This is a genomic window from Sphingopyxis sp. 113P3, from assembly GCF_001278035.1.
Lineage (GTDB): Bacteria > Pseudomonadota > Alphaproteobacteria > Sphingomonadales > Sphingomonadaceae > Sphingopyxis.
Genome location: NZ_CP009452.1, coordinates 3,146,932 through 3,172,812 on the forward strand (window position 1 = coordinate 3,146,932; position 25,881 = coordinate 3,172,812).

The window sequence follows — 25,881 nt, forward strand, 5'->3', positions numbered from 1 at the left end:
GGCACCGGCACGACGGCCGAATTTTCCGAAACGAGCGCTCTTGCCCCTTGGGGCGAGGAAAAGCATTGAAGCGGGCGGCCGCCTATCCCCACTTGTAGGGTATCGGGGTGGTGACCCGCCGGGCGTAGGCCGCTATCATATTGTGCGATGGGGATAATCGATTCGGAGGAAGCTGCGGCGGGGCAGCCGGCGGACTATGCGGAGCAATGGCTGGCGGTCCCGGAAATGCTGCTCGACCAGGTGCGCCGGGACCCCGATGCGGTAGAGGAACATTTTCACGCACTCGACGCTGCTCACGGATATCGTGCCCGTTCGGTTGTGAACATCGATGCGCTCGCCCTGCTCGTCGTCGATCCGGCAGAACGGCATCTCACCTATAGCACGGGCACCTCGCCTGCCGATGCCCATGACCTTATCGACTGGGACATGGCCGAAGCGACGCTGCACGGGCGAACGATGCAGCTTGCGCAACCGGACGAACAGGGCGCGCATCCACTCTTGGCCTATGTCCCGGCGCTCGAAGCTTCAAACTGGGATCTTCCGGACGAGGTGAAGGGGCTTCTGGCCGAGGCGCCCCGACGGCGTGTGCTCGTCGTCACCACCTCGGCCGTGCCCCTAAAGCCCCTGCGGCGCGCCTGCGCCGCCTTCGGGATGACCGGCCTTGAAACCCGTGTCGTCGAGGCGACGCTCCACACGGGCAGCATCCGCGCTGGCGCCGCGGCCGCCAAGCTGAGCTATGCGACCGCGCGCGAAGCCATGTCGTCGGCGCTAGCGAAGGTCGGCGTCGCACGTATGCCGGGACTTCTGCATCGCCTGTCGCTGCTGTCGCTCGGTATCTTTCCCAACCGCGAAGAAGCCGTTGAATTGCTCACCGACCGCTGGGGCCTCAAGCCGCGCCAGGCACAGATCGCCATGCTGCTCGCGCAAGGCCTGACGCGAGGGGATACGGCACAATCGCTCGGCCTTTCGGAGGCCACGGTCAAGAAGCAGGCCGATGTCGTCTTCCAGACCTTCGGCGTCTCGGGCGCCGCGGCCCTCGCCCGGTCCCTGAGCGCCGTCACCGCCATGCAGGCGCTGGCCGATGCAAGCCACGGCCAAGTTGGCTGGATGAGCGGCGCGGCCGAGCCGCTGCGCTTTATCGATCGCCCGGGCGGCGGCCGGATCGCCATCTCCGATTACGGTCCTGCCGGCGGTCGCCCCGTGGTCATTGTGCACAGCAGCATGACGACCCGCCATCCGCCCCGGCGGCTGGTCGCCGAACTCATGCGGAGGGGATACCGGGTGCTGGCCATCGACCGGCCCGGCTTTGGATTGACCGACGTGGCGCGAGGACGCGCCGAGAGCGATCCGTCGGATCCATTCGAGCCCGCTGCGCACGACATGCGGATCGTACTCGACCAGCTCCGGATCGAACGTGTCGACATCGTGGCGCGGGGCGGCGCGCAGGTTGTCGCCGCTTTCGCAGGTCTCTACCCGGATCGCTGCGGCGCTGTGGTCCTCGTCAATCCCGATCCCCCCGCGACGCGTGACAAACGTCGCTGGGGCGTGCTCGGTTCGTTCAAGGAAGCCTATTATCAGCGCCCCGATCTCATCTTGCCCGCCGCCCGGCTCATTACCAGGGCAATGACGCGCAGCTTCCTTGCCAAGGCGCTCCGCAAATCCATGCGCGGAAGTCCGCCCGACGAGGCGCTGGTCGCGGACGAGCACGTCATCGACGATTATTACCGCGCGATACGCATGTTCACCACTGGCCGCCTGGCGGGATATGTGCGCGAACAGGCAGCCTTGGCCCAGGGGATCAGCGGCGATTACGCGATCGACGGCAGCGGATGGTCGGTGCTGCTCGGCGCGCATGACACCTTGTCCGAGCCTGGAACGGCCCTCGCCTATTGGCGCGAACGCATTCCCGCCGCCTCCTTTGAGGTTCTCGAAAACCACGGGCGCCTCATGGCCTACGCGGCCCCTGAACTGATATCGGACCGCCTCGCCATGGCCGGCGCAATCAAACGCCCCGCATGAGCGAGGGTATGAGCGGTGCGAGTTCGCTGGCGAGATAGCCGATCGGCCCCATCGTTTCCCCAAGGCGTCGTCCCGCCTCGCCATGGAGCCATATGCCCCACGCGGAGGCTTGAAGCGGAGACAATCCCTGGGCGCCGAGGCCTCCTATCAGGCCTGCCAGCACGTCACCCGATCCGCTGACAGCAAGGCCCGATCCGCCTCCGGCATAGGAAAGGCAGATATCGTCCGCCATCAAATAGCTTGTGGCACCCTTGACCATGACCGCCGCGCCGAAACGGTCCTGCGCCCGTGCAAGCGCGGCGAGCGGATCGCGCGATACCTCCTCCCTCTCGGCACGCAGCAGAGCTGCAAGCTCGCCTTCGTGCGGTGTGAGGACAATCTGGTCGCCCCGCGCGGCGATCGCAGCGGCATGATCGGCAGCGACACGCAGCGCAGCAGCGTCGAGGAGCAGAAAGAGATGCTTGGGTAGCCTTGGCAAAAGCGCCGCCAAGAGCGCGCGGGCGGTCTTTTCTTCGCCCATTGCCGGACCGATGACAATGGCGTCAAAATGGCCGATCTCGCCCACCAGAAGATCGGCGCTCTCGGGCGCAATTTCCCCGCTGTCGGTCTCGGGAAGCGCGAGGACCGCGCAGGCGGGAGCCGCGATACCCGCCGCAATCGCGGCCGACGCGATGGTTGCGATGGTGACTTTGCCGGCGCCTGCCCGAAACGCCGCCTCGGCGGTCAGGAGCATTCCCCCGGGCACCTGGCGGCAGCCGCCGATCAGGAGCACGCGCCCGCGGCTGTTCTTGTCGATATTGCCGCGATGATCGGGAAGCGGGTTTGCTTTCAGCCACCCCGTGTCGAGCGCGACCGGATCAGCCACGCGCGGCAACCATCGCATCAGGCTCGCGGGTTACCGGCACCTTGCGCTTGATCGGAGCCGTCACATTATAGCGCGCGAGCACAAGGGCGCCGTCACGGCCCGCATCCGGGTCGAGACGATATTCGGTTATCGCGCAATTGGCGACGTCCCCCTCGCGGTCGATCGCGAGAATTTCCGCCTCCGACAGATTTTCGATGATCGTGCGCAGGCAAAGCACCACCACCTGGTGCGCCACGATCATCACGCGGCGTCCCCCATAATGGAGCGAGACGGTGTCGAGGAGCGAACGAAGCCGCAATATGACGTCGCACCAGCTCTCGCCTCCAGGGGGGCGGTGATAGAATTTGCCGAGAAGGCTTCGAAATTCAGCCTGCTCGGGGTGCGCTGCTGCAATTCCGAGGCTGGTAAGACCATCGAGGATGCCGAACTCCTTTTCGCGCAGACGCTCGTCGATACAGATATTCTCTTCCGCCTCGCAGCCGCCCGCCTCGCGAAAAATCTCGGCGGTTTGGACCGCTCGGACATAAGGTGAGGCAAGCATGACTTCGGGCCGCGCGCCGGCCTCGCCGGCCGCGAACCATTCGCCAAGCGCGCGTGCCTGCTCGATCCCCAGGGCGGAGAGCGGCACGTCGACGTCGCGGTGGTCGAGCTTGATGCGCTCGGCACCCGACGCGTGCGCGGCATCGCGCGCCACATTGCCTGCGCTTTGCCCGTGGCGCACAACCCAAAGCGTGGAAGGCCAGCGCGGCGTCACCGAAAATTCTCTTTCATGACCATCCAACGCCGCGAGGCCGAAGCGGTTGCCAGCGCCATGGGGGTCGGAAGATGGTGCGCTCAGGCCTGCTCCATGGCCTGCACGGCGCGGACGGTTCCGCGAGCCATACCGGGCTTCAGCACGATCTTGGTGTAGAGATTTTGCTCGTCGTGCCAGTGCCGGTACATGTCGGCGGCATCCTCGAGCGATGCGTGGTGCGAGATGAGCGAAACCGTATCGAACTTGCCCTCGCGGATCATGCGCAATAGCTCACCGGTGTAGCGCTGGACATGCGTCTGCCCGCTTTTCACCGTCAGCCCCTTCTCCATCAGCTGGCCGAGCGGAAACTTGTCAGCGAACCCGCCATAGACGCCGGGGATCGACAGGCGGCCGCCCTTGCGGCACGCAAGAATCGCCTGGCGCAGCGCATGAGGGCGCTCGGTCGCAAGGTAGAATTTCGCTTTCACCTGATCGACGACATTGTCGAGCGTGAAGCCGTGACTTTCCATGCCGACGCAATCAATGCAGGCATCAGGTCCGATGCCGCCGGTCATCTCGTCGAGTGCCTCGCGCACGTCGACCTCGCGATAGTCGAGCACCTCGGCTCCATATTTGCGCGCGAGCGCAAGGCGCGTCGGGAAATGGTCTATTGCAATCACCCTCGCCGCCCCGAGAAGCAGCGCCGACTGGATCGTGAAGAGGCCGACGGGGCCGCAGCCCCAGATCGCGACGGTGTCGCCAGGCTCGATGTCGGCGTTGAGGGCTGCCTGCCAGCCGGTGGGAAGAATGTCGGAGAGGAAGAGGACATCATCGTCGGCGAGATCCTCGGGAATGACGACGGGCCCCACGTCCGAATAGGGAACGCGTACATATTCCGCCTGACCGCCCGCATAGCCGCCGGTGAGATGGGCGTAGCCAAAGGCTGCGCCCATTGCGTGCCCCATCATGAGGTCCGAGGCATCCCGCGTTTCGGAAGGATTGGCATTGTCGCATGCGCTGTAAAGCTGGCGTTCGCAAAAGAAGCATTGCCCGCAGCTGATCGTGAAGGGGACCACCACGCGCTGGCCTATTTCAAGAGTCGATGAAGCGCCCCTCTCGACGACTTCGCCCATGAATTCATGCCCGAGGACGTCGCCGGCGCGCATTCCGGGGATATAGCGGTCGTAAAGATGAAGATCCGAGCCGCAGATGGCGGTCGAGGTGACGCGCAGAATTGCATCGCGCGGGTTGACGATCTCGGGATCGGGAACGGTTTCGACGCTGACCTTGTGGCGGCCCTGCCAGGTGACGGCTCGCATGATGAGCTCCTCAGATATGGGACTGCGCGGGAAGTTCGGAGGCGCGCGCCGACGGGCCGGCGTTCGTAGTCACCTCGCCGGTTTCCATCAGCTGCTTGAAGCGATGAAGATCGCGCCGCGCCTGCACTTCAGGCTCGCGCTGGAGCAATTTCGCGCCCAGTCGTCCAAGGGCGCGTCCCGGAGGCTCATAGGCGAGGATGAGATGGACATAAGTTCCCCGGCCGCCAGGGGCATCCTCAAAGCGTACCTTTCCGCTGTTGGCGATATCGCTTTCGGGTTCGCTCTGCCAGCTGATCGCCTCGCCTGGAGAGACGCGGGTGATGCGGTTGACGAGCGTGACCTTCCGCCCGGCGGGCGCCTTTACCGTCCAGCGCGATACGCCATCGCCGAGCGTTTCAACGGCCACGACATTCTCCATGAATTCAGGGAAGCGCTCGACAGTCCAGGCGGCGAACAATGCATCCTTCGGCCGGTTGATCAAAAGTGATTTGCCGAACGGCGCGCGCGAGCCGGGTTTCTCGAGTGTCCAGTGGGGCGCATCGGATACAGGCGACGCCCTCTGCCTCCGGCGGCTGCGCTGCAAGGCTCTAAAGCCGATCCCCGCCGCAGCAAGACCAAGGCCCGCTGCGGCAAGGTATAGCGATCGTTTCTCGTTGCGGCCCTCTCCTGTCATCGGGAAATCTCCTGCATCCTTTGGTCTTATCGGCGAAGAAATGGCAGCGCGTCCGGGAACGGCGCGCGCCGGCGAGATAGCAGGGCACCAGGCGGCAGATATTCCGCCGCACTGATCGGGCCCTTGCCAAGCCAACGAGAGGTCCGCCCCTATTGTTCCGCCAATGGTCGCCTTGGGGCGAAGCAATGCGGTCTATTCTTGATCTGCTTTAAGATCAGGCCTCCCAGGAGACCTTTGCCCGGGCGGACGAACACTTGATCTTCGTCCAGTCCCGGATCCTGCGCGCGGTCCCGATGCGAAGCTTGGAACCAGCAGGCCCGCCGCTGCGCTTCAGCAACAGCCCAAGGGCGCACGCCCGCAGCGCGCCCTCGGCCTCCTCTTGAATGGAGATGATGATGGAATGGATGATTATGGCGGTCGCTGGACCGATTCTCCTCGGCCTTGGTCTGCTTTGGGCCATTGCGAACAATCGGCGTTCGCGCGCCGAAAAGCAGCTGACCGAGGAAGCGACACGGCAGCGGCGCGCCGAAGAGCATGCCGCCGCAAAGGCTCGCGAAGCGGGCGCCGAGTAGCGACGGTCCGCAAGAGGGCCCGCTATCCGGGGTTGCAGAGGTTATATTGTGCGGGCCGCGTCCGGCGTTCGGGGCCGCCCTCCCTAGCGTGACGCCCGAGGGGATCAGGAAGACGCTCGATGCTCGCACCGCAATCCGCTATCGGGGATGAAGAGCTCGAACGCGGCCTTCGCCGCCTCATTATCGAAGCGCTGTTCTCGAACACGACGGCTGCACTCACCACCGGGGTCGTCTTGACGGCCTTCGCGCTGCATCTCGGAGCAAATAACGCGACAATCGGACTTCTCGCTGCCCTGCCGTTCCTCGCCCAGCTCGCGCAGGTGCCGGCTATCGCGCTTGTCGAGCGTATCCGGCAGCGCAAACGCATTGCGGTTCTCTCGAGCGTTGCCGGGCGTTCGATGCTCGCGGTGATGGCATTTGCCCCTTTTGCAGGAGCCCTCGCGCTGCCGGGTCTTGTTGCAGCGACGCTAATCCTGTGCGTCTTCGGCGCCATTGGGGGCTGCGCATGGAACAGCTGGATGCGGGATCTGGCGCCCGAGGATCGCATCGGGCGGATATTCGCCCGGCGCACCATCTACGCAACGATGACCACGCTCCTCGCCGGACTGGGCGCTGCCATCGCGCTTGAGTGGACGCCAGAGAGAAGTGCCATGCGCGACTTGGCCTTTGCCGGGCTTTACGCGCTGGGCTGCGCCGCGGGCCTTTTCAGCGCGTGGATCGTTGCGCGCATGCCCGAACCGCGCATGCCCGATATCGCAAGCGCCGGGCGGGGGCTCGCCGAGCAACTTCGCCGACCGCTTGGCGATGGCAATTTCAGGCAGCTCATCCTCTTTCTCGGAACATGGCAATTCGCGATCAACTTCGCGACGCCGTTCTTCACCGTCTATCTCGTCCGCCAGCTCGGCTACGACATGACGGTGGTCATGTCGCTGTCGATCGCGAGCCAGGTTGCGAACGCCATCACCCTTCGCAACTGGGGCGCTGCTGCCGACCGCTTTGCCAACAAGTCGGTCCTCCTCGTCGCGGCGCCGCTCTATATTATGTGCATCGCCGCGATGATCGGTGGCTCGCAAATTGCCGATGATCGGTTACGCCTCGCATGGCTTGCCGGCCTTCATCTCCTGATGGGCGCAGCGGTCGCCGGCGTGACCCTCGCGACCGCAAACATCGCGCTCAAGCTGTCGCCGCGGGGTGAGGCCGCCTCCTATCTCGCCGCGAGCGCGGTGGTAACGGCGCTCGCGGCGGGATCGGCCCCGATCCTCGGCGACATGCTCGCCGATTTCTTTGCAGCGCGCGAGCTTGAACTGGTCGGGCGCTGGACCAACCCCGAAGGCGTTTATACTTATCTATCGCTCGCGCTGAGCAACTGGGATTTCTACTTCTTGCTGTCCGCCCTTTTCGGCCTTTACGCGCTGCATCGCCTCGGTTTCGTGCGCGAGGCAGGCGAGGTCGGGCGCGACGAGATCGTGCGTCATATGCTTCGCGAAACGCGCGGGACAATTCACAATTTCTCCACCGTCACCGGCCTCAAGGCGCTCACCGCTGTTCCTTCGAGCCTGGTGCGCGAACTGCGTGTCCGGCGCCGCTACCGTCGGCTGCAGGCTTCGCGAAGCAGCGCGAGGGCCCCGAACTGATATCCCCGTCCGGACATTCCCCTCCAGACGTTCCCGCCCTCGGGCGCTGAGCGCTCCCGACACATGGCGTCAAGACGAGCCTGCCGATGTGCCACAAAAGTGCTGCCGGCCAAGGCAATCCGACGTGTCGCTGCCCTGCGAGTGGATTCGAGCTGCTGCCATGTCGACCGGCGCAACTTCGTTGGCCCGGGATGCGTCTCTTGGACGTCATGCAAGGAGATGGGCAATGAACAGGCCTGACAGCCGCGACGACGGCACGCAAAGCGGTCCTGGCGAACAAATCCGCCCTAGAGAAAAGAAGCCGGTCAGCGACGGGCCGGCGGGCGAGGAGGATCGCGCGGGTCCCGGCCAGCCGGTTGCGCCGGAAGGAGACAAGAAATGACAAGATTTCGCAAGGTCGGTCACGTACCGACCGAAAAGACCAACCACCCGAACATCTCGACGGAGAACCAGCCCGAAGGGGCCGCAAGGCGACCGAGCGATACGCTCGACCGCGAACCTGCGCGCGATCCCGAAAGCGGTGGGAGCATTCCGGCAGATTATAACCCCGAGAGCGGAACGCGCGTTGGCGAAGAAGACGATACGCGCTCCGGACGCAAGGGTGAGGGGCAGCCGCGGTAACACCCGCGGTTGCATCTCTCGCTCGATTATAACCCGAGTTAGCATTCCAGAATCTTGTCGGCGGCGTTGTACGCTTTACCGAAGGGAGGGCTGTTGGTCAGGGACCCGTGCCATGTTAGACTTGGGCAAATATAATGGAGTCGCAAGCCATGGGCATGAGGGCCGATCGGGATCTTTGGGGCCAGGCGCTCGCCATCGAATCTCGATATGGGGATGGCGGGCCGGACATCCTTGCACGCAAGATCGACGCATGTCGCCGCGCGGGCGCGTTTTCCGAGGCCGAGTTCTGGCGTGACGTCGCAGCGTGCCTGACGGAATTGCACTCGATCCGTGGCCCTTTCGTGGGGAAAGCATGTGGTTCCCCCACCGACGGTGCTCGATCAGCGGCAAGGCCCGACCCTGTACGTCAGACTGCCCGCAATAAGACCTGTATCAGCCCACGCTGAGCAACGCGCCGCCGGGAAGCGATTGGCGCTTCCTCATCAAGCGTCACGACATGGCGGCCTCGGGACAGCGCCCAATTGGCCGCCAGAAGAGCGCAATCCCGCCCCCTTCCGGCCGCCTCAACTCGCAACGCTGGTCCACAACGTTCCCCGCAGGTAACGACTGTTCACGAGATAAATGATGGCTACCGAATTCTCGTCGCCATAAGCGGCGGCGAGGCGCGTGCCTGTACCCGCTCGGGCCTCGACTGGTCCGATCGTTTCGCGCCGTCACTAATTGTTGAAATATCTCCGCGCGAGCTTGTCGATCTCTTCCGGCGAAGTCGGCTCACCCAACCGATCGTTGAGCGCTTGGATGCAGGCATCAAGCTGCGCGGCGATCTGATGCTCCCGTAGACGATCGAGCACGCCGATCAGCTCGACCAAGGCGTCGCGCACACCGCGCATTGCCGCCGAATGATTGGTGTCCTGGGTCATGTCCGCCGCATTTGCTCATTGGATCGCCCGCAAATCGATAGCCAGCGGAATCCAAGTCTAGCAGAGCCCTCGCGCTAGTTGAAGTCCTAGATGGACTATCAGTCTCTTCGAGAAACGGAACCAGTCGCACGGAATTGCGCCTTGCCCCCTTTATCCCATTCGGCGCAGACGACGCCAAGATCCTGGAGGAACGCCACAAGGCGGATTAGCGTCGAGGCGTGCAGTCCGGTTGCCGCCACAAGCTCGCACAGGGCTCGCGGTTCGTCGTCGAGCGCGCGAGCACGGTGTGCGCCAGGAGCGCGACGACGGGCGAGAGACAGCGGGCATTGAGATCCGTCATGCTATGATGACGTCATCGGCAAGGGGGTGCCTGCACGTTCCTCAGGCGGTGGGCGCCGAGCGCGCCCCTGTACCGTTCGCGGACGGTCTTGGAACGTACGCCGCAGCTCGCACGAAGTGGAGCGTAGCGAAACGGAGTTCGAGCTGCGGGCGACGGCCTGAAGGGCGTATCTTTCCTGGACCGAGCCGATTCGTTGGGAGCGACCAAATGCCCCCTTGTGGCGCGACCACCAGGGGGGGACGCGTGCCCCGACGGATTGGCCGCGATCCACGCCCCGTGGGAAGTCCGCGCCGGACCTGCACGACATGATCCGAGCGCCAGTACAGGGATCGACGATGATCGCGGTGGCTCGTGCGTAGTTGCGAGGAGAAGGACATGCCATGAACGATCAAGCACTTTGCTTTGCTGGCGTCGACTGGGCGTCGGCGAGCCATCATGTCGTCCTCACCGACGGTGACGGACGAAAGATCGGCGAGCGGATCTTTCCACATGGCGGCGAAGGTCTTGCCGAGATGGCGACCTGGCTAATCGCCACGAGTGACGCGGCGGATGCCAACCACGTGCTGGTTGCGATTGAGGTACCGCACGGGCCCGTCGTCGAGACGCTGCTCGAGCGCGGTTTCCCCGTGCACGCGATCAACCCCAAACAGATGGATCGCTTCCGCGATCGCTTCACGCTCGCTGGCGCCAAGGACGACAGCCGCGACGCCGAAGTGATGGCCTCGGCCTTGCGCACCGATCGCGGCTGCTTCCGGTTGCTCGCGGTTGCTGAACCGGTCGTCATCGAACTGCGCGAATGGTCGCGCATTACCGACGATCTGGTTGCCGAGCGTACCCGCCTCACCAATCGCATGCGCGAGCAGCTCTGGCGATACTTTCCGGCGATGCTCGAGCTCGGTGGACATCTCGAGGCCGAGTGGCTGCTCGACCTGTGGGAGCTTGCGCCGACGCCGGCTAGAGCCGCACGCTTGCGTGCGACTACGATAGAAAAACTGCTCAAGCGCCATCGCATCCGCCGCCTCGATGCGGCCGAGGTGCTCGCTGTCCTCCGCCAGCCGCCCCTCACCGTTGCTCCGGGCACGACTGAGGCAGCCTGCGACCATATTGCCACGCTTATGATGCGGATCCGCCTGGTAAACCGCCAGATCAAGAACGCCCATCAACGGCTGGATACGTTGACTGCCCGCCTCGTCCCCGACGCGGAGACCAAGCCGGGGCAAGAGGAGCAGCATGACGTGGCGATCCTTGCATCCGTGCCAGGAATAGGAAGGATCGTCCTCGCCGCGCTGCTCGCAGAAGCCTTCGATCCTCTGCAGCGACGAGACTACGCCGCCTTGCGCAGTCTGGCAGGAGTCGCGCCCGTAACCAAGCGTTCGGGAAAGAGCTGCATCGTTCTCCGGCGATACGCCTGCAACAGGCGGCTCGCAAATGCTGTGTATCACTGGGCGCGGACTGCCACACAGCATGACTCCAGGAGCAGGGCCAAATATGCCGCTCTGCGCGCCCGGGGTCACACCCACGCCCGCGCGCTCAGATCAGTCGGTGACCGCCTTCTCGCCGTTGCCTGCTCAATGCTCAAATCGGGCTCGGTCTTTGCACCCTCCCGGGAAACCGCAATCGCAGCTTGATAAACGGTGGGAAGTCCCCCCCTTCCGCTTCGCCCGACCGCGCCGCGCGGGTGATCCACCAGCTATCGCGTGCGAAGCGACTTAGGGCCGGACTGCCGAGCCCCATCGGCGCGTCCTTCGCCATCGTCCGCTTCAGAGTCGGTTCCGGCGGGAAAAAGCTGCTGGAGCATGCCAAGCATGGCGGTGCGGCCGCGTTCGGTGAGGCGCACGATCACCCGCCGGCGATCGAACGGGTCAGGAAAGCGCTCGATGAGGCGTGCCTCTTCAAGTCGGTCGATCCGCCGCATCGCCGCGGCGACCGATTCCCCAGAGCTCAAAATAAGCTGCTTGACGAAGAGGATGCCGCCTTCCTCGTGGCTGATGAACAGTTCGAGGATCATGTCCCACGCGGAATCGCGTAGCAAACCCTTGGGGAGGTCGCGCGCCATGCGCAGGCGTGCCTGCAGTAGCTGCCGCGCGCCGTCCACGAGCCTGCGCTCGCCCACACTCGCGCCGCTCGCCGCCGCTTGCGACAGGGCGCCAATCGTGCGCACCGCGGCCGGCGAATGCGCCTCAGCGCTAACGCTGTCCTTGAGGCTGCTCGCACGCCCCCGGGTCTCTTCGTCACGCATCAGCCCCTCCCGCCATTTTCGCGCCGGTTTCTGGCGCGCTCCGAGCACCTGCGCCGCCGGCCTGCGCGGCTGCGAGCTGCTTCAGCCAGTCGACGAGTTCGTAGATCAGGCTCCCGTGGGAGCCCTTGAGGAGAAGCAGATCGCCATCATCGAGATCGGACAGCAGATCCGCTTTCAGTGCTTCGGGCGCGTCGACTCGGAAACCGCGCCGCTCGGCGGGGATGGCGTGCCAGAAATCTGCGTAGAGCGGGCCGACAGCATGGACGCGGTCGACGCCGCTTGCGACGACGAGTGGAGCCAGTGCTCGATGATAGGCGGCGGCCTCGGGTCCGAGTTCGCGCATTTCTCCGAGGACCGCGATCTTGCGACCGCTGCCGCGCGCTTGAGCGAGAAGCGAGAGAGCAGCGGCCATCGAGCCCGGATTGGCATTATAGGCCTCGTCGATGAGAGTGATGCGGCGCGCCCCGAGGCGGAGCTGCTTGGATGCTCCGCGCCCATCGAGGGGTCGAAAGTGCGCGAGGCTGGCCATGGCTGCGTCGAGCTCATGTCCAGCGGAGGCGACAGCGGCAAGAACTGCGAGGCTGTTGAGCGCCATGTGCCGCCCCGGCGCCCCTAGCACATAATCGACCTTCCGGCCGTCTATCTCGGCGAAGACCCGTCCGCTGACCGGGTCTTGGTCGAGCAGCCGGAAATCGCAGCCCCGCGATATCCCATAATGGAGAATATCGAGGCCACGCTCGCGGGCTGCCATATGGACGCGGCTCCATTCGGCCATCTCGCGGTTCAACACCGTGACGCCACCGGGCTGCATGCCCGCGAAGATTACACTCTTGCGCGCCGCGACAGTCGCGAGATTGCGGTGATATTCGAGATGCGCCGGCAGGATATTGGTGAAAAGCGCGATGTCAGGGCGCGCGAGACGCGTATTTCGCGCCATCCGCCCGATCGCGAGCTCGAGAACGATGTGGGGCGTATCCCACGGAATCGAGGCGAGGTTCCAGGCAATGCCGTGCGGGAGATTGGCGTTGTGCCTAGTCTGCCCGACCGGGCCATAGGCCGCGAGGGCATGCCCGAGCATCGCTACCGCGGTGGTCTTCCCCGCGCTTCCGGTGACCGCCAGCACCTTGCCCCTCATCTGGCGGCGGGCATATTCGCCGAGCGCGAGGATGGCGCGGTTCAGATCATCGACAGCGAGGCGGCTTGTGCCCAAGTCCATTTCGGCTCCCGCCGGCCCTACAAGACAGGCCGCGGGCGGATGCGCAAGCTGAGCGAGGCGCCCGCGTGCAATCCCCACCTCGCCCTCGGCGAACCGCACCGCGACCATGTCGGCCGGGCGCATGGTCACCGGCGCGATACAGAGACCGCTTGCAGACCAGGCCGGCGGCGGGGGCGCGGCCCAGCGCCCACCCGTCGCGCGCGCAACATCGGCGGCAGTCCAGCGCTGCGCGCGCGGTGCGAGCGATGGGGTTTCGTGGGCAAAGCCGCCGCGCGCCTCGCATTCCAGCAGATAATTTCGGTAGGCAATCAGTCCGGAAAGATAATGTTCCACATCGTCGATGCGGACGCGGAAGGCGTGATGGCGGATGAAGAAGCTCCCGGCCATCTTGCGCGGCGCGGCGAAGAACATCGCGAGCTCGGGCCAGAAATGGCCATTGAGCAGATAGGCGGCGCGGTGGTGGAGAGCCCTGTAGAAGCGCGCGATGTCGAGCCCCTCGAGCATGGGTTCGCGCGCAGGATCGGCGCGGAGCCGGTCGATCATCTTCTCGGCCGCCATCATCAGTTCCAGCAGCGTCGGAAATGTTGTGATGCGCTCCTCGACGAACCCGAGGTGGTCGCGGATATTATCGAGCCCGAAGCGGAACCAGGCGTCCTTCGGCCGGTGCATGGTGAGTTCGTTGACGCAATAGCCGAGCCAATGATCGTGCGCCGTCCAGTGTCGCGCGCGGATGAAATGCCCAAAAGCATGCTCCACCGCAGCGAGCCAGCGCGCCTCGCGGGTGAGACCGTAGAGCCGCATCAGCGCGAACGCGGCTTCGCCGTCATAATAGATGGTACGGAAGCGCTCCTTGAGCGCTAGCTGCGGGTAGGTCAGCACATGATCGAAGCAACCGGTCGCTGCGTCCTGCATGTGGAGAATGCCGGCGCCGAGGGCGTTGAGCAGGGCGGCGTGGCGCGCGTCCCCCGTCAGGTGGCGATGCTTGACGAGTGCGATTATGGCAACCGCGTTGCCGCCGAGCTTGATTTCGTCGTTGGCCTCGACGAGGAAGGCCGCGCGTTCGCCGCCTGGAAGATCGATCGCCCGGATGAGGTCGCGGGTCAGGCAGGCGAGCGCTCGATCGATCGCGGCGCCGAGGTCGGCGTCGCGCGTAACCTCCCAGGCCTCGAGCATCGCGTAGAGGCTGCTCGCGTGGCGCAAATTGTTGTAGGTCCCGATCGGCCGGTCGAAGCAAGGGTGCCACCCATAATGGAAGCGACCGTCCGCCTGCACCTGCGAGGCCAGATAGCGGCTGCCGTCGTTGACGAGCTGCCAGAGCTCGTCAGGCCCGAGGCGCGAAAGCATGCGGCGCCCGGCATCGAGACCCGCTCCCCCGAGCGGATGAACGGTGCCGTCGTCGCCCGCAAAAAGCCCCTTGGTGGTGAAGAGCCACACCGCTCTCTCGTCGGCGAAGGAGAGCGTCTTGAGGCCGTGTCGCTTCGCGGCATAAAGTCGGAAATTGCGCTCGTTGAGACAGGCAGATGGCTGACCCGGCCCCCCGTAGAGCATCGCGTTGGCGTTGAGCTCGGTTTCGAGGAAGGCGTGGTCAAATTCGGCGTCGAGCGCGATCCCCACCCTGACATAGTTGCGCTTGATCCGGGCGAGCCGATCGCGAAGCTCCCCCCATGTGGTCCGTTCGGCGGCGTCGGCCCAGTCGGCGCGCAGCCAGCAACCCTCGGCGCCGCGAGCGCGCAGTTCGGCCTCGGCGCGCTCCCAGGCGTTGGCGGCGCTGCTTCCTACGACGCTCGCCACCTCGGCGCGCCGCATGCCGTCGGTCCAGGACAGGAACAGCACGAAGCGTCGGGCGCCCCGGGTGATCACCGCGGGGAGATCGGGACGCGCGGCGCGCAGCGACGCGAAGCGGGAGGCGAGGTCGGGACTCATCGCTCGCGCAGCGCCTCGCGCGCGCGGTTGAGCGGCTTCAGCAGATATTGCAGGACCGTCTTCTCGCCCGTGTGGATATCGACGGTCGCGATCATGCCGGGCACGATGGGGAAGCGTCGGCCTTCCTTGTTTCGAAGGGCATCGGTCTTGGTGCGCACAAAAACCCGATAGTAGAAAATGTCGGGTTTCACCTCGTCTCGAATAGTGTCGGGCGAGATGGTCGTGACCGTTCCCTCGAGTCCGCCGTATATCGAATAGTCGTAAGCTGTAATTTTGACCGTCGCTCGCTGTCCGGGGTGAATAAAAGCGATGTCGCGCGGCGACATGCGCGCCTCGATCATCAGCTGATCATCGAGCGGAATGATTTCCATCAGTCGGCCGTTGGGCGGCACGACGCCGCCCACGGTCGACACTTCGATGCTCTTGACGATGCCGCGCACCGGCGAGCGAAGGGTGAGCCGCTTCAGCGTATCCGAACGACCGCGGACTACCGGCGCCAGCGCCTTGACCTCTTCATCGGCGCGCGCAAGATCCTGCCGCGCCTCGACGATATATTGCGAGCGCAGATCGGCCTTCTTTAGCTCGAGGTCGGCGCGCTGCCGCTTGAGACGCAGGACCTCGACATTGCTCGCCGCACCAACTTCAATCAGCGATTCCCCGATCGCGAGTTCCTTGCTGATCAGCGCGAGCGATTCCTCGATCAGGCTTGTCGAACTCGCAAGGCTGCGACGCCGGGCCTCGAACAGTCGGGTTTCCTCCGCCTTGAGGTCAGGAAAGTCGTCGAGCTCGGCGGGAAAAACGAGTGGGGTCTGGTTGACCTCGGCGCGCAGCCGCGCGGACGCGGCGAGCGCGGCGCGATATTTGGCGGCGCTCTCCTCGACGGTCGAACCGGCCTGGGTAGGATCGAGTTGAGCCAAGATCTGGCCGGGCTCGACGATGCTGTCCTGCCGCACCAAGAGCTTTTCCAGGATTCCGCCTTCGAGCGACTGAACCACCTGTTCGTGCGAACTCGGGACCACCCGTCCGCTGCCCGTCGCCACCTCGTCGAGCTCGGCAAGCCACGCCCAGAGAATGCCGGCGGCAAAGAGTGCCGCTAACAGCCACACGAGCCGCGCCACGGCGAGGAGGCGGCGACTGGCGGCGTCGCCCGCCATCGCCGGATCAAGGGTCGCCGCCGCCGTCATGCTGCCCGCCCCTTCGCCTTCATGATCCGCAGCGCGGCATTCTTCGGCTCGTCGAGCGCCACGCGGCCATTGTGGACAACAATGATCCGGTCAACGAGGTCGAGAACGCGCATCCGGTGGGTCGCCACGATCACCGTCCGGTCGCGGCTCCACGCCCCGAAGCGTTCGATGAAGAGACGCTCCGCCGCCTCGTCCATCGAGGCGGTCGGTTCATCGAGCAGCAGGACACGCGGCTCACGGATAAGAAGCCGCGCAAGCAGCAGCGCCTGGATCTGGCCGCCGGATAGGCCGCCTCCTCCTTCCAATATCATCTGTTCGAGCCCCGCGCGCGACTGCCCAATGAAGGCGTCGGCCCCGACAATTGCAAGCGCGCGCAAGATATCTTCGCTCGTCGCCTGTGGACGTCCCAGCGTCAGATTATCGCGGATCGTCCCGTGAAAGAGCCGGCTGCCCTGACTGAGCAGCCCGACGTCGCGCCGGACATCCGCGGGGTCGATCTGGTGAAGTCCGAGGCCGTCGAGCAGCACCTCGCCCGAAACCGGATGCAAGAGCCCGGAGCAGCCCTGGAGCAGAGTGGACTTGCCCGCGCCGTTACGGCCGAGGACCGCGACCTTCTCGCCTTCGCCGATATGGAGGTCGGCGACCGACAGTGCCGGCGGGGTATTGGAGTCGCCGTAACGGAACACCGCCGCGCGCAGTGTGAGATTCCCCGCGATGGTCGGAGCTTCGATGCGATGGGCGTCGTCGGGATGATCGACAGGCAGCGCCATAATCTGATCGAGGCTTTTGATGGCGACTTTCGCCTGCTGGAGGCGGTTCAGGATCTGGCTGAGGTGCGAGATCGGCGCGATCATGCGCGAACCGAGGATCGACGCTGCGACGAGAACGCCGGTGGTGATATCGCCCGCCATGACGAGGGGCGCACCCACGAAGATCGTCGCCGCATAAACCCCGTTCTGCACATTGTGCGTCCAGACGGTCAGGCTGTTAGTCAACCCGCGAAGCTTGAGCTGTGCCTCGGCGGCGACCGCATTATAATGATTCCATTGCTGCTGGAAGCGGGCCTCGGCCTGCAGCACCTTGATATCCTCGAGCCCCTGCACGGCCTCGACCAGCATCGCGTTGCGGAGCGAGGATTCGCGCATCGCTTCGTTCGCATAGGCGCGCAGCCGGCGCTGGGCGACGAGCCCGGGGAGCACCAGGAAGATGAGAGCGGTGAGCGGGACGAGCGCGAGCGGTCCAGCGATCGACCAGAGCAACGCGAGGAAGAGGAGAAAAAAGGGAATGTCGGCGATCGCCGCTACCGTCGTTGAGGTGAGCAGTTCGCGAACCTGTTCAAGGTCGCGCAGCTGGGCGATGAAGGCGCCCGTCGATGACGGCCGGTCGCCGTTGCGCACGCGCAGCGCGTGGCCGAACACCTGGTCGGACATGCGCAGGTCCGCCCGCTTTCCGAGAATGTCGATGATCCGCATGCGCAGGCGCCGGAACAGGAAATCGAAGCCGATCGCGAGCAGCACGCCGCCAAAGAGAATATAGAGCGTCGGGAAGGATTGAGCCGGGATCACCCGGTCATAGACCTGCATCGAGAAGAGGACGCCGGCGAGCGCCAGCGTGTTGGCGATGAAGGACGCGACAAGAATATGCGGATAGGCGCGCGCATCCTGGAAGATGATGCGGCGAAGCCAATGCTCCTCGAACGGGCGGATATAAGTATCGACGCGGGCATCGCGCACCCCGCGTGCGGGGCGCGCGATCACGCACCGCTGGGCGGAGGCGAGCAAGGCGGCGCCATCGATGCTATTCGCCAACTCCGCTTCGCCGACGAGCGTGAGGCTCGCACGGCCCGCGGCATCGATCGCGGTCACCACGCCGAGCCCGCCCCCGACGAATTGCACGATCACCGGCAGACGTTCCGGCGTCAGCTTTGTCTCGCCAGGGTCCTCAATGGCGAGGCGAAGCCCGGCGCTGCCCGCCATTTGGCAGATCCGATCAACCTCCTCGGCCTCCTCGTGCCAGAGAGCGATGCGCCTGCTGTGCTCGCCGGGTTCGGGCAACCGGTAGTGGCGAGCAATCATCCGGAAGGCCTCAATCCACTGCTCGGCGTCAAAGCTCCGGCCGGCAAGAGCGATGGTCGCGGTCACAGCGTCACCCCGCGCACCGTGGCTCCGCTCAGTCCAAAAATATCGCGCTGCACGCCTGTGTAGAACAGGCATTCGGACTCGAGCCGCCACTTGTCGTAGCGGCTGTTGACCAGATCGAAGCGGATCTGGTGGAGTTCCTGCTCGGCGTTCAGCAGGTCAACGAGGGTGCGCGTTCCCATGTCGAGATACTGGAGTCGGTAGAGACGCCCCGTCTCAGCCATGCTAGCCTGGCGCGCGGCAAGCGTCTCAAGAACGCGCTCGAGAGCATCGACCTGCTCGCGAGCTTCGACGAGCTGGCGATTCACCTCGTTACGGACCCCTGCCTCGGCCGCCTCTGCCGCTCTGAGCGCATGCGCCGCGCCGCGGGTTCGGGCGCCACGCGCGCCGCCGCTGTATAGTGCGCTCGTTACATTGATTCCGACATTATAGTCGGCGCGGCGCGAGAAGGGATCGTGAACATCGGCGCCGCCGCCGGCGCTCAATGATATCGTTGGCAGGCCTTCGGCCCGGGCGCGTGCGAGGTCGGCGAGCGCCTCATCGCGTTGCGCGCGGGCCCGCAGGACCGCGGGAACGCGTGTCCAGTCGGGTTCTCCCCCGGTGCAAGCACCCTCGAGTTGGCGCGGCGCGCCCACCGCGATGCCTGGCGCGTCGGTGCGACCCGTCAGAAAGGCGAGATTGCCGCTCCATCGTCGCTGCTCGGCCTCGATCTCCTGGAGCGTGACCTCGGCGGCCTCGACGCGCGCCTTCGCCTGAAGCGCGTCGGACCGAGTACTCGCACCGCCCCGATAGCGATGATCCACCAGCTCGTTGATGCCGCGGATGCTTGCGAGCTGATCGAGCGCGACCTGCCGCAACGCCGCGCCTCGCTGGATTTCGATCACCGCCCGGCTAGTGTCGCGGATGAGCGTGTCGATCGCAAGGAGCATCTCGGCCTGCCCGACCCGTGTGCCGGCACGGGCCGCGGCGACCGAACCCGAAACCTTTCCGAAATCGAACAGCATTTGCGAGACAGATAAGTTGGCGCGCGGCCGCCAGCGACTGCGCGAAAGATTGTCATAGGTCGAACCGAAGCCCGCGCTGATCTGCGGATGATAGCCTGCCTTCGCAATTGTGATCTGTTCGGCGCGCGCGCGCAACTCGTCCGCCGATTCCACGATCGAGGGGTGCCAGTTCACCGCCTCGCGGACCGCCTCCTCCCATTTCCATTGATTGGCCGCTGCGCTCGCCCCGAAGAGAAAGGGCGCCGCGAGTGCCAATAAGCATTTTCCAAATGAGCGAACACAAGATCCGCGCTTCCACCCTAGCTGACCCGGCATCCATCCCTCGAGTTCATCACAATCATGAGGGCGCTGCACCAGAAGTCTCCGGCGCAGCGCCCGTGGGGGATGTTCGAAAGATTAGATTAACGTATGATTATTGTGGCCGAGATCGTCATCGGGACTGGATGACAGGAAAGCTAGCGGATCCTCGACGGGCAAAATATTTTGATCCGATTCGGATGTATCGCCGTTGTCAGCGCCCTCGAAGGGCGTATCCCTGTCGGACCCGCGGTCGGGTTCGCGACCAAGATAACCCTCGAGCACATCGACAAGATCGCCCTGTCCTTCGAAGAGATCGAAGACGAAGTCGGGGCCAGCTGCCCGTCCCTCACCGGTCGACGTCGCGGGATCAAATCCATCGAGCGGGACCGTGTCGCCGGTCTCGGCCGACAGGAGCGACGCCATAAGGACCGACCCGCCGGGATCGCTGACTGTGATCGTCACGTCGAGCTGGGCCTCGACGACCTCGCCGTTGGGGTGACGGATCTGGTAGCTGAAGCTGTCCACCTGGTCGGTGGTGAAGTGCGCCAGATCGGGATCGGGCTCATAATGATAATGGCCGGTCTCATCCACCGTGAGCGTCCCGAAAGCTCCGATCAGTGTCACCGGAACATCTCCGATTTCTGCAAAGCCGCTGCCACTGTCGACGAGCACCGATGTGAAGGACGATCCGGTGACGTCGTTTTCGAGCAGATTGCCGTCAGCACCGGTCGCCGTTCCGACCTCGAACGCGGTGAGATCGGTTATCTCCTGCGTCAGCGACACGATCGAGTCATATCCAAGACCGAGCGTATTGGTACTCGATACTTCGATACTGTAATCGCCCGGCGGCAGGTCCGCGAAGTCGACCACAGCGCCCGCGCCGAGGCCGAGGAGATTGGCGAGCGCTTGGACCGTCACCGGGGTACCCACGACATTGCCGTCTCCATCGCGCAGCGTGACCGTGTAGCTTGGCAGAACCGCGAGCGCGAGGCCATCGGAGGCGTCAATCAGGACCCGAGCATCGGACAGGGTATCGGCCGCGACGGTGAAATTCGCGGTGTCGGTATCGACGTTCGGAATAATGAGGCCGATGCCGTTGCTCAGGGTGAAGAGCGGCGTGGAAACGGTCTCGACCGCATTCTCATAAACCACCGACGCGGTTGCCACGTCATCGGTCGCCGTGAGGCCGGTGGTAGCGGGATCGCCCGGCGCGCCCCATATGAGGCTGACATCGGGGCTGCCGATCTCGATCACAAGGGTCGCGCTTTCTAGCGCACCGCCCGGCGCCTCGAGGGTGTAGACGAAGCTTTCAGCCGCCCCGATATTCGCGGGATCGGCATCGGGCGTGTAGACATAGCTGCCATCGAGATCGACGACCAGCGTGCCATGCTCGCCGGCAACGACCGTTCCGTCGGCGGTGATCACGGTGGTAACGCCATTGACTGTGACGCTGTGTACCGTCGTCCCCGCCGGAACCATATCGATTTCACCGGCACCATTGGCGTCGATGATCATATTGCCTTCGGCGGTGACAGCGAGGACATTGGCAATATCGGTGTAATCGAGGTCGGTGCCGCTCACGTGGAGCGAACCCAGTACGCCGACCCCGGCCAGGCCACCGAAGGTGACGAAGGCCCGATATTCGCCGGCATCGAGGTTGGCACTGCCCGTGATGTTCCCGTCCAATAGGCCAAGAGAGAGGAGGGTGGACTGGCCATCGCCATCGATTCCGACCCATTGCCCCTCGACGAGCTTCTGAACCACAACCTGATAGTCAGCGACAGCGCCGATATCGAGCAGCCCCCCATATTCGAAGGTGGCGTCCAGCGTGTGACCCGCCTCGACGGTGAAGGATACCGGCTCGACACCGAGCAACTGAAGACCCGCAAGATCGAGCTGCGGATCAATCGCGGCCAGCGACAACAGCAGCAGATAATTGGCGCTGCCCAGATCAACGGGCGTGGAGACCGGCACAAGATCGATCCCGGCGCTACCCAGGTTATCGAATGCATCGAAGAAGTCGGGAGCCGTCACGCTCGAGGTTCCGGATTCGTTTCCGGCGGCGTCGGTAAGCGTAACAGTCAGTTCCTCGCCATTGGTCTGCGCCGGGATTGTGACGCTGTAGTTGCCATCGGGTTGGACCGTGCCCGTCCCGAGAACCGTCGTTCCGTCCGGACCATAAACCGTCACCGTGGCATTGGATTCGCCGGCACCGGTGACAGTGGTCCCGGTGGCTTCATCGATGTCGGCCGTGGGCGCCGCCGGCGGTGTAAGGTCGGGCGCAGTCGTTGAGGCCGGCAAGGACTCATTTCCTGCCGCGTCGGTGAGCGTGACGGTCAGGTCCTCGCCATTGGTCTGCGCTGGGATGGTGACGCTGTAATCGCCGTCAGGTTGCACCGTGCCAGTTCCGAGGACTGTGGCTCCGTCAGCCCCGTAGACCGTAACGGATGCGTTCGGCTCGCCGATGCCGCTCACGACCGTGCCGGACGCGTCATCTATGTCCGCGGTCGGTGCCGCCGGCGGTGTCAGGTCAGGCGCAGTCGTCGGTGTGGGCAGGGACTCATTGCCTGCGGCATCCGTGAGCGTGACGCTGAGCTCCTCACCGTTGATCTGGGCGGGAACCGTGACGCTGTAATTGCCATCGGGTTGCACCGTTCCCGTCCCCAGAACAGTCGTTCCGCCCGGCCCGTATACCGTCACAGTCGCATTGGGCTCGCCGGATCCGGTGACCAGGGTACCCGTCGCGTCGTCGACGTCCGCAGTTGGCGGTGCCGGCGGATCGACGTCAGCATCCGCGTCTGCATCAGCATCCGCGTCGGCGTCGGCGTCGGCGTCGGCATCCGCATCAGCATCTGCGTCCGCATCGGCGTCGGCGTCGGCATCCGCATCGGCGTCAGCGTCGGCATCGGCATCGGCATCTGCGTCGGCATCGGCATCTGCGTCCGCGTCTGCATCCGCATCCGCGTCTGCATCAGCATCAGCATCAGCATCCGCATCCGCATCAGCATCTGCGTCCGCATCGGCATCTGCGTCCGCGTCTGCATCCGCATCCGCATCCGCATCAGCATCCGCATCAGCATCCGCGTCTGCATCGGCATCCGCATCAGCATCCGCGTCTGCGTCAGCATCGGCATCTGCGTCCGCGTCTGCATCCGCATCCGCATCCGCATCCGCGTCGGCGTCTGCATCAGCATCCGCATCAGCATCTGCGTCCGCATCGGCATCTGCGTCAGCGTCGGCATCAGCGTCCGCATCGGCATCCGCATCAGCATCAGCATCCGCGTCAGCGTCCGCGTCGGCGTCGGCGTCGGCGTCGGCGTCGGCATCCGCATCGGCGTCAGCATCCGCATCGGCATCAGCGTCCGCATCCGCGTCGGCGTCTGCATCGGCATCCGCATCGGCATCGGCGTCAGCATCCGCATCGGCATCAGCGTCCGCATCCGCGTCGGCGTCTGCATCGGCATCTGCGTCCGCGTCTGCATCCGCATCCGCATCCGCATCGGCGTCGGCGTCGGCATCCGCATCGGCGTCAGCATCCGCATCGGCATCAGCGTCCGCATCGGCATCAGCGTCCGCGTCGGCGTCTGCATCCGCATCCGCATCAGCATCAGCATCAGCATCAGCATCCGCGTCGGCGTCTGCATCCGCATCAGCGTCTGCATCCGCATCGGCGTCGGCGTCGGCGTCGGCATCCGCATCGGCGTCAGCATCTGCGTCCGCATCGGCATCTGCGTCCGCATCAGCATCGGCATCTGCGTCAGCGTCGGCATCTGCATCAGCATCCGCGTCGGCGTCGGCGTCGGCGTCAGAATCATCGCCCCCGCTGGCGGCAATGCCGATCATCCCGGCACCGCCGAGCGCACCCAAAATGGGCAACACCGCGCCAGCCCCCGAGCCAGCACCCCCCGTCTCCGCTGCGATAGAGGACCCGGGGACCAATTCTCCCCAGTCTACTAGCTCATGAAACTGGGGGCCCGTGCCGGGCCGGGCGAGCCACATGCTCGCATCGGGCTCTTGGATGACGAGGTCGCTCGCCTCCCCTTCAGCCGAGGTTACATAGAAATCAACAACCCGAATTACTTCACCCGACCGCAAATGAACCAGTAGGTCGTTGCCCTCGCGTTCCAGGTCCCGCACGTCAGCGCGGCTCAATTGGAGACGCACAACGCTCGGCGCATCGAGGTCGATGGAGTCAATGGAGACAGACTGCGATGTACCAGTTGCCTTGTCGAATATTTCCGCAGCCGCTGCTGTCGCCATCGCAATAGTCTCCCCATTGATAAGTAAATCGCGCCCTCGGGAGGAGCCATATTCACGCTCCCCCGTTCCCGGAGTCAGTACCTCCGAGCATCATTCAAATAATTGTTTGTATTGGGACGATATGACCTCCGGATCGATCTCACAACAATGACTTGGAGATCATTCCGTTCGCGGAACAGATTCCTGGATACTCGCTCTGGCGAGGAATCCTCATCCTGTGGGGCATGCGGCGATCGGCCTTGGAGCCGGCGCTCCGCGCTTTAGCGCCGTTTGCAGGCGCGATCGACGCGACAATCCGGCCAAACACTCTCCGGCCTCCGCGCGTTATATCCCTATAACATACTGGAAATAAGATAGGAAACGGCGGTGCATTGCAGTATGCGCAGGCCGACCAGCTTCGATCCCGACCCCTCAGGGGCTCGCACTCGTTTTTTGTCTTTGCTTCACGAATGCCGAATTCGATTTGACGGGAGCCTAAATTGCCTGAATGGATTGGTTTCGCCGCCCCAACGCCCGGCCGGCCGGCTAGTTCGAGACACACCCCCAAAACCCGAGCCGGTTTTGCTCGTGATTTGATCCACACACGCCGATTGCGCGATCATTTTATCCCACCCGATATCCTCGCCGATCCAGCTTGGGACATGTTGCTGGAGCTCTATGCGTCCCATTATGAAAGACAAACGGTGACCGTATCGAGTCTCAGCCTGGCGAGCGCGGTGCCGACGACTACGGCGTTGCGCTGGATTGGGGTCTTGAGCGATCGCGGTCTTTGCGATCGACTCCGGGATACCGAGGACGGACGGCGAACGATCGTCCAGCTCAGTGAGCGGGCGCGGGCTCAACTCGATGCTTATTTCGATTGCCTAATCCGGTAGGAAAATTCTGGCGATGGCCCCCGCGCGACATATGATACCGGAATTCCGTATTCTAGGCCGTGGACTCATAAGCGTTGATCCAGAGGCGTGCTGAGAAGAGCTTGATGGCGGCGAGGAAGTTGTCGGCTCGCTTGTCGTATCGGGTGGCCAAGCCTCTGGCGTGTTTGAGTTTTCCGAAGAAGCGTTCGATCAGGTTGCGATATCGGTAGAGGAAGGTGCTGAACACAAAGCCCTGCCTGCGATTGCGCTTGGCGGGAATGTTGGCGAAGCCGCCTTGTGCTGTGATCCGCGCGCGGATGGCGTCGCTGTCATAGGCCTTGTCGGCGAGGAAGGTGCTGCCTTCCGGCACGGCGCCGAGCAGCGGATCAGCTTGTTTGCAATCGCTCGCCTGTCCTTCGGACAAGTGCAGCTGGATCGGCAGGCCTCGTCCATCAACCAGTGCGTGGATCTTGGTCGTCAAACCGCCGCGGGAACGTCCCATGCAGCGATTTGGGTCCCCCTTTTTAAGGTCGCACCGTGCTGGTGGACCCGGATGGAGGAACTGTCGATCATCACCAACTCGCCGTCGAAGGCATGGGAAACTGCCGTCAGCAGCCGATCCCACACACCGGCTTTGCGCCAGCGCACGAAGCGATTGTAGCAGGTGGTGTGTGGACCATAGCGTTCCGGAATATCCGCCCAGGGGCTGCCTGTGCGGAACCGCCACAATATCCCGTTGATCACCCGGCGATCATCCACACGTGGCACGCCCCGCGGCTTGTTCGGAAGCAGCGGCTCGATCACAGACCATTCGAAATCTGTCAGCTCAAAACGGCGACGCATCTCCAAGACTCCTTTCCCGAGCCTTGAATCAATCACTGCCGCCTCGCGCAACTCAGTTTATGAGTTTACCGCCTAATAACGGGAATCAGGAAATTCGTTCGACATCGAGAAAAATCCCGTACGGAAGTAAGTTTTGTGAAGTCCCTAGATACGCAATGCGCGCCAAAGAATGGGAGAAGGACTGGCGATTGGGTAGCTCCTTTGCTCCGTTCGGTTCGATGGCC

Annotated in this window: 20 protein-coding genes and 1 pseudogene; 8 read left to right on the forward strand and 13 right to left on the reverse strand. The window is 64.2% G+C overall.

Going from position 1 to position 25,881, the window contains the following annotated elements:
• Positions 1 to 147 precede the first annotated feature (147 nt).
• Entirely contained in the window at positions 148 to 2,019 is a 1,872-nt protein-coding gene (locus LH20_RS15265; protein ID WP_053554967.1) for an alpha/beta fold hydrolase, read from the forward strand.
• On the opposite strand, the gene LH20_RS15270 is transcribed toward LH20_RS15265, so the two are convergent.
• From LH20_RS15270 to LH20_RS15285, 4 genes are all read right to left on the reverse strand, one after another.
• Entirely contained in the window at positions 2,003 to 2,884 is an 882-nt protein-coding gene (locus tag LH20_RS15270; protein ID WP_235526997.1) for an NAD(P)H-hydrate dehydratase, read from the reverse strand. The genes LH20_RS15265 and LH20_RS15270 overlap by 17 nt on opposite strands.
• The gene (locus LH20_RS15275) at positions 2,877 to 3,638 is read right to left on the reverse strand and encodes a histidine phosphatase family protein (protein ID WP_053554969.1); all 762 of its coding nucleotides are present in this window, start codon (positions 3,636 to 3,638) and stop codon (positions 2,877 to 2,879) included. Before LH20_RS15275 ends, LH20_RS15270 begins: the two co-directional genes overlap by 8 nt.
• Positions 3,639 to 3,718: 80 nt before the next feature.
• On the reverse strand, positions 3,719 to 4,936 hold the full coding sequence (locus LH20_RS15280) for a zinc-dependent alcohol dehydrogenase (protein ID WP_053554970.1): 1,218 nt from the start codon (positions 4,934 to 4,936) through the stop codon (positions 3,719 to 3,721).
• 10 nt (positions 4,937 to 4,946) lie between these two features.
• A complete protein-coding gene (locus LH20_RS15285) occupies positions 4,947 to 5,609 on the reverse strand; it encodes an SRPBCC family protein (RefSeq protein ID WP_083455443.1) in 663 nt (220 codons plus the stop codon).
• A gap of 395 nt (positions 5,610 to 6,004) precedes the next feature.
• On the opposite strand from LH20_RS15285, the gene LH20_RS23555 reads away from it, so the two are divergent.
• The 5 genes from LH20_RS23555 to LH20_RS24420 all read left to right on the forward strand — a co-directional run bounded on the left by LH20_RS23555 (position 6,005) and on the right by LH20_RS24420 (position 8,882).
• Positions 6,005 to 6,181, forward strand: coding sequence for a hypothetical protein (locus LH20_RS23555; RefSeq protein ID WP_158501150.1), 177 nt, complete (start codon positions 6,005 to 6,007; stop codon positions 6,179 to 6,181).
• A 119-nt stretch (positions 6,182 to 6,300) separates the two neighbouring features.
• Complete coding sequence (locus tag LH20_RS15295) at positions 6,301 to 7,815, forward strand: MFS transporter (protein WP_053554972.1); 1,515 nt, start codon at positions 6,301 to 6,303, stop codon at positions 7,813 to 7,815.
• Between the two features lie 226 nt (positions 7,816 to 8,041).
• Positions 8,042 to 8,197, forward strand: coding sequence for a hypothetical protein (locus LH20_RS23560; protein WP_158501151.1), 156 nt, complete (start codon positions 8,042 to 8,044; stop codon positions 8,195 to 8,197).
• Complete coding sequence (locus tag LH20_RS15300; protein WP_053554973.1) at positions 8,194 to 8,436, forward strand: hypothetical protein; 243 nt, start codon at positions 8,194 to 8,196, stop codon at positions 8,434 to 8,436. Before LH20_RS23560 ends, LH20_RS15300 begins: the two co-directional genes overlap by 4 nt.
• 155 nt (positions 8,437 to 8,591) lie before the next feature.
• Complete coding sequence (locus LH20_RS24420) at positions 8,592 to 8,882, forward strand: DUF6961 family protein (RefSeq protein WP_442800465.1); 291 nt, start codon at positions 8,592 to 8,594, stop codon at positions 8,880 to 8,882.
• Positions 8,883 to 9,152: 270 nt separating this feature from the next.
• Here LH20_RS24420 and LH20_RS15305 read toward each other — a convergent pair whose 3' ends face one another.
• Positions 9,153 to 9,356, reverse strand: a complete 204-nt coding sequence (locus LH20_RS15305; protein ID WP_053554974.1) for a hypothetical protein — start codon at positions 9,354 to 9,356, stop codon at positions 9,153 to 9,155.
• A 720-nt stretch (positions 9,357 to 10,076) separates the two neighbouring features.
• Between LH20_RS15305 and LH20_RS23025 the strand changes: the two genes are divergently transcribed.
• Positions 10,077 to 11,324, forward strand: coding sequence for an IS110 family transposase (locus LH20_RS23025; protein ID WP_083455444.1), 1,248 nt, complete (start codon positions 10,077 to 10,079; stop codon positions 11,322 to 11,324).
• Positions 11,325 to 11,386: 62 nt separating this feature from the next.
• Here the strand turns inward: LH20_RS23025 and LH20_RS24250 are convergent, their stop codons facing one another.
• The 6 genes from LH20_RS24250 to LH20_RS24030 all read right to left on the reverse strand — a co-directional run bounded on the left by LH20_RS24250 (position 11,387) and on the right by LH20_RS24030 (position 22,433).
• On the reverse strand, positions 11,387 to 11,935 hold the full coding sequence (locus tag LH20_RS24250) for a winged helix DNA-binding protein (RefSeq protein WP_053554975.1): 549 nt from the start codon (positions 11,933 to 11,935) through the stop codon (positions 11,387 to 11,389).
• Positions 11,928 to 15,074 carry a Mur ligase family protein gene (locus LH20_RS15320; protein WP_083455445.1) on the reverse strand — a complete coding sequence of 1,049 codons (3,147 nt, stop codon included), beginning with the start codon at positions 15,072 to 15,074 and terminating at the stop codon, positions 11,928 to 11,930. Before LH20_RS15320 ends, LH20_RS24250 begins: the two co-directional genes overlap by 8 nt.
• Positions 15,071 to 16,258 (reverse strand): HlyD family type I secretion periplasmic adaptor subunit, encoded by a 1,188-nt coding sequence (locus tag LH20_RS15325; RefSeq protein WP_083455446.1) that lies wholly within the window; start codon positions 16,256 to 16,258, stop codon positions 15,071 to 15,073. The genes LH20_RS15320 and LH20_RS15325 overlap by 4 nt, the downstream gene beginning before the upstream one ends.
• On the reverse strand, positions 16,255 to 18,399 hold the full coding sequence (locus LH20_RS15330; RefSeq protein ID WP_053554976.1) for a type I secretion system permease/ATPase: 2,145 nt from the start codon (positions 18,397 to 18,399) through the stop codon (positions 16,255 to 16,257). The genes LH20_RS15325 and LH20_RS15330 overlap by 4 nt, the downstream gene beginning before the upstream one ends.
• Positions 18,396 to 19,655, reverse strand: coding sequence for a TolC family protein (locus LH20_RS15335; RefSeq protein WP_053554977.1), 1,260 nt, complete (start codon positions 19,653 to 19,655; stop codon positions 18,396 to 18,398). Before LH20_RS15335 ends, LH20_RS15330 begins: the two co-directional genes overlap by 4 nt.
• A 141-nt stretch (positions 19,656 to 19,796) precedes the next feature.
• The gene (locus LH20_RS24030; protein WP_235527206.1) at positions 19,797 to 22,433 is read right to left on the reverse strand and encodes a BapA/Bap/LapF family large adhesin; all 2,637 of its coding nucleotides are present in this window, start codon (positions 22,431 to 22,433) and stop codon (positions 19,797 to 19,799) included.
• Here LH20_RS24030 and LH20_RS24035 point away from each other — a divergent pair.
• Positions 22,347 to 23,657: a hypothetical protein gene (locus tag LH20_RS24035; RefSeq protein WP_235527221.1), complete on the forward strand. Its 1,311-nt coding sequence runs from the start codon at positions 22,347 to 22,349 to the stop codon at positions 23,655 to 23,657. The genes LH20_RS24030 and LH20_RS24035 overlap by 87 nt on opposite strands.
• Positions 23,658 to 23,687: 30 nt before the next feature.
• On the opposite strand, the pseudogene LH20_RS24425 reads toward LH20_RS24035, so the two are convergent.
• Together LH20_RS24425 and LH20_RS23030 are read right to left on the reverse strand one after the other, a co-directional pair.
• Positions 23,688 to 23,960 (reverse strand): annotated as a pseudogene (locus LH20_RS24425) (BapA/Bap/LapF family prefix-like domain-containing protein); the annotation flags it as partial.
• Between the two features lie 927 nt (positions 23,961 to 24,887).
• Positions 24,888 to 25,657, reverse strand: a protein-coding gene (locus tag LH20_RS23030) for an IS5 family transposase (RefSeq protein WP_144423492.1) whose coding sequence is annotated in 2 segments (ribosomal slippage) — positions 24,888 to 25,342 and positions 25,342 to 25,657 — 771 coding nt in all. Because the reading frame shifts where the segments join, the coding sequence is not laid out codon by codon here.
• Positions 25,658 to 25,881 lie beyond the last annotated feature (224 nt).

Bases quoted from the DNA above. Each gene is read 5' to 3' on its own strand.
- LH20_RS15295 (WP_053554972.1), top strand. From the start codon at position 6,301: ATGCTCGCACCGCAATCCGCTATCGGGGATGAAGAGCTCGAACGCGGC.
- LH20_RS15305 (WP_053554974.1), bottom strand. From the start codon at position 9,356: ATGACCCAGGACACCAATCATTCGGCGGCAATGCGCGGTGTGCGCGAC.
- LH20_RS23555 (WP_158501150.1), top strand. From the start codon at position 6,005: ATGGAATGGATGATTATGGCGGTCGCTGGACCGATTCTCCTCGGCCTT.
- LH20_RS24420 (WP_442800465.1), top strand. From the start codon at position 8,592: ATGAGGGCCGATCGGGATCTTTGGGGCCAGGCGCTCGCCATCGAATCT.
- LH20_RS15320 (WP_083455445.1), bottom strand. From the start codon at position 15,074: ATGAGTCCCGACCTCGCCTCCCGCTTCGCGTCGCTGCGCGCCGCGCGT.
- LH20_RS15265 (WP_053554967.1), top strand. From the start codon at position 148: ATGGGGATAATCGATTCGGAGGAAGCTGCGGCGGGGCAGCCGGCGGAC.
- LH20_RS23025 (WP_083455444.1), top strand. From the start codon at position 10,077: ATGAACGATCAAGCACTTTGCTTTGCTGGCGTCGACTGGGCGTCGGCG.
- LH20_RS24250 (WP_053554975.1), bottom strand. From the start codon at position 11,935: ATGCGTGACGAAGAGACCCGGGGGCGTGCGAGCAGCCTCAAGGACAGC.
- LH20_RS15280 (WP_053554970.1), bottom strand. From the start codon at position 4,936: ATGCGAGCCGTCACCTGGCAGGGCCGCCACAAGGTCAGCGTCGAAACC.
- LH20_RS15285 (WP_083455443.1), bottom strand. From the start codon at position 5,609: ATGACAGGAGAGGGCCGCAACGAGAAACGATCGCTATACCTTGCCGCA.
- LH20_RS15300 (WP_053554973.1), top strand. From the start codon at position 8,194: ATGACAAGATTTCGCAAGGTCGGTCACGTACCGACCGAAAAGACCAAC.
- LH20_RS23560 (WP_158501151.1), top strand. From the start codon at position 8,042: ATGAACAGGCCTGACAGCCGCGACGACGGCACGCAAAGCGGTCCTGGC.
- LH20_RS15325 (WP_083455446.1), bottom strand. From the start codon at position 16,258: ATGACGGCGGCGGCGACCCTTGATCCGGCGATGGCGGGCGACGCCGCC.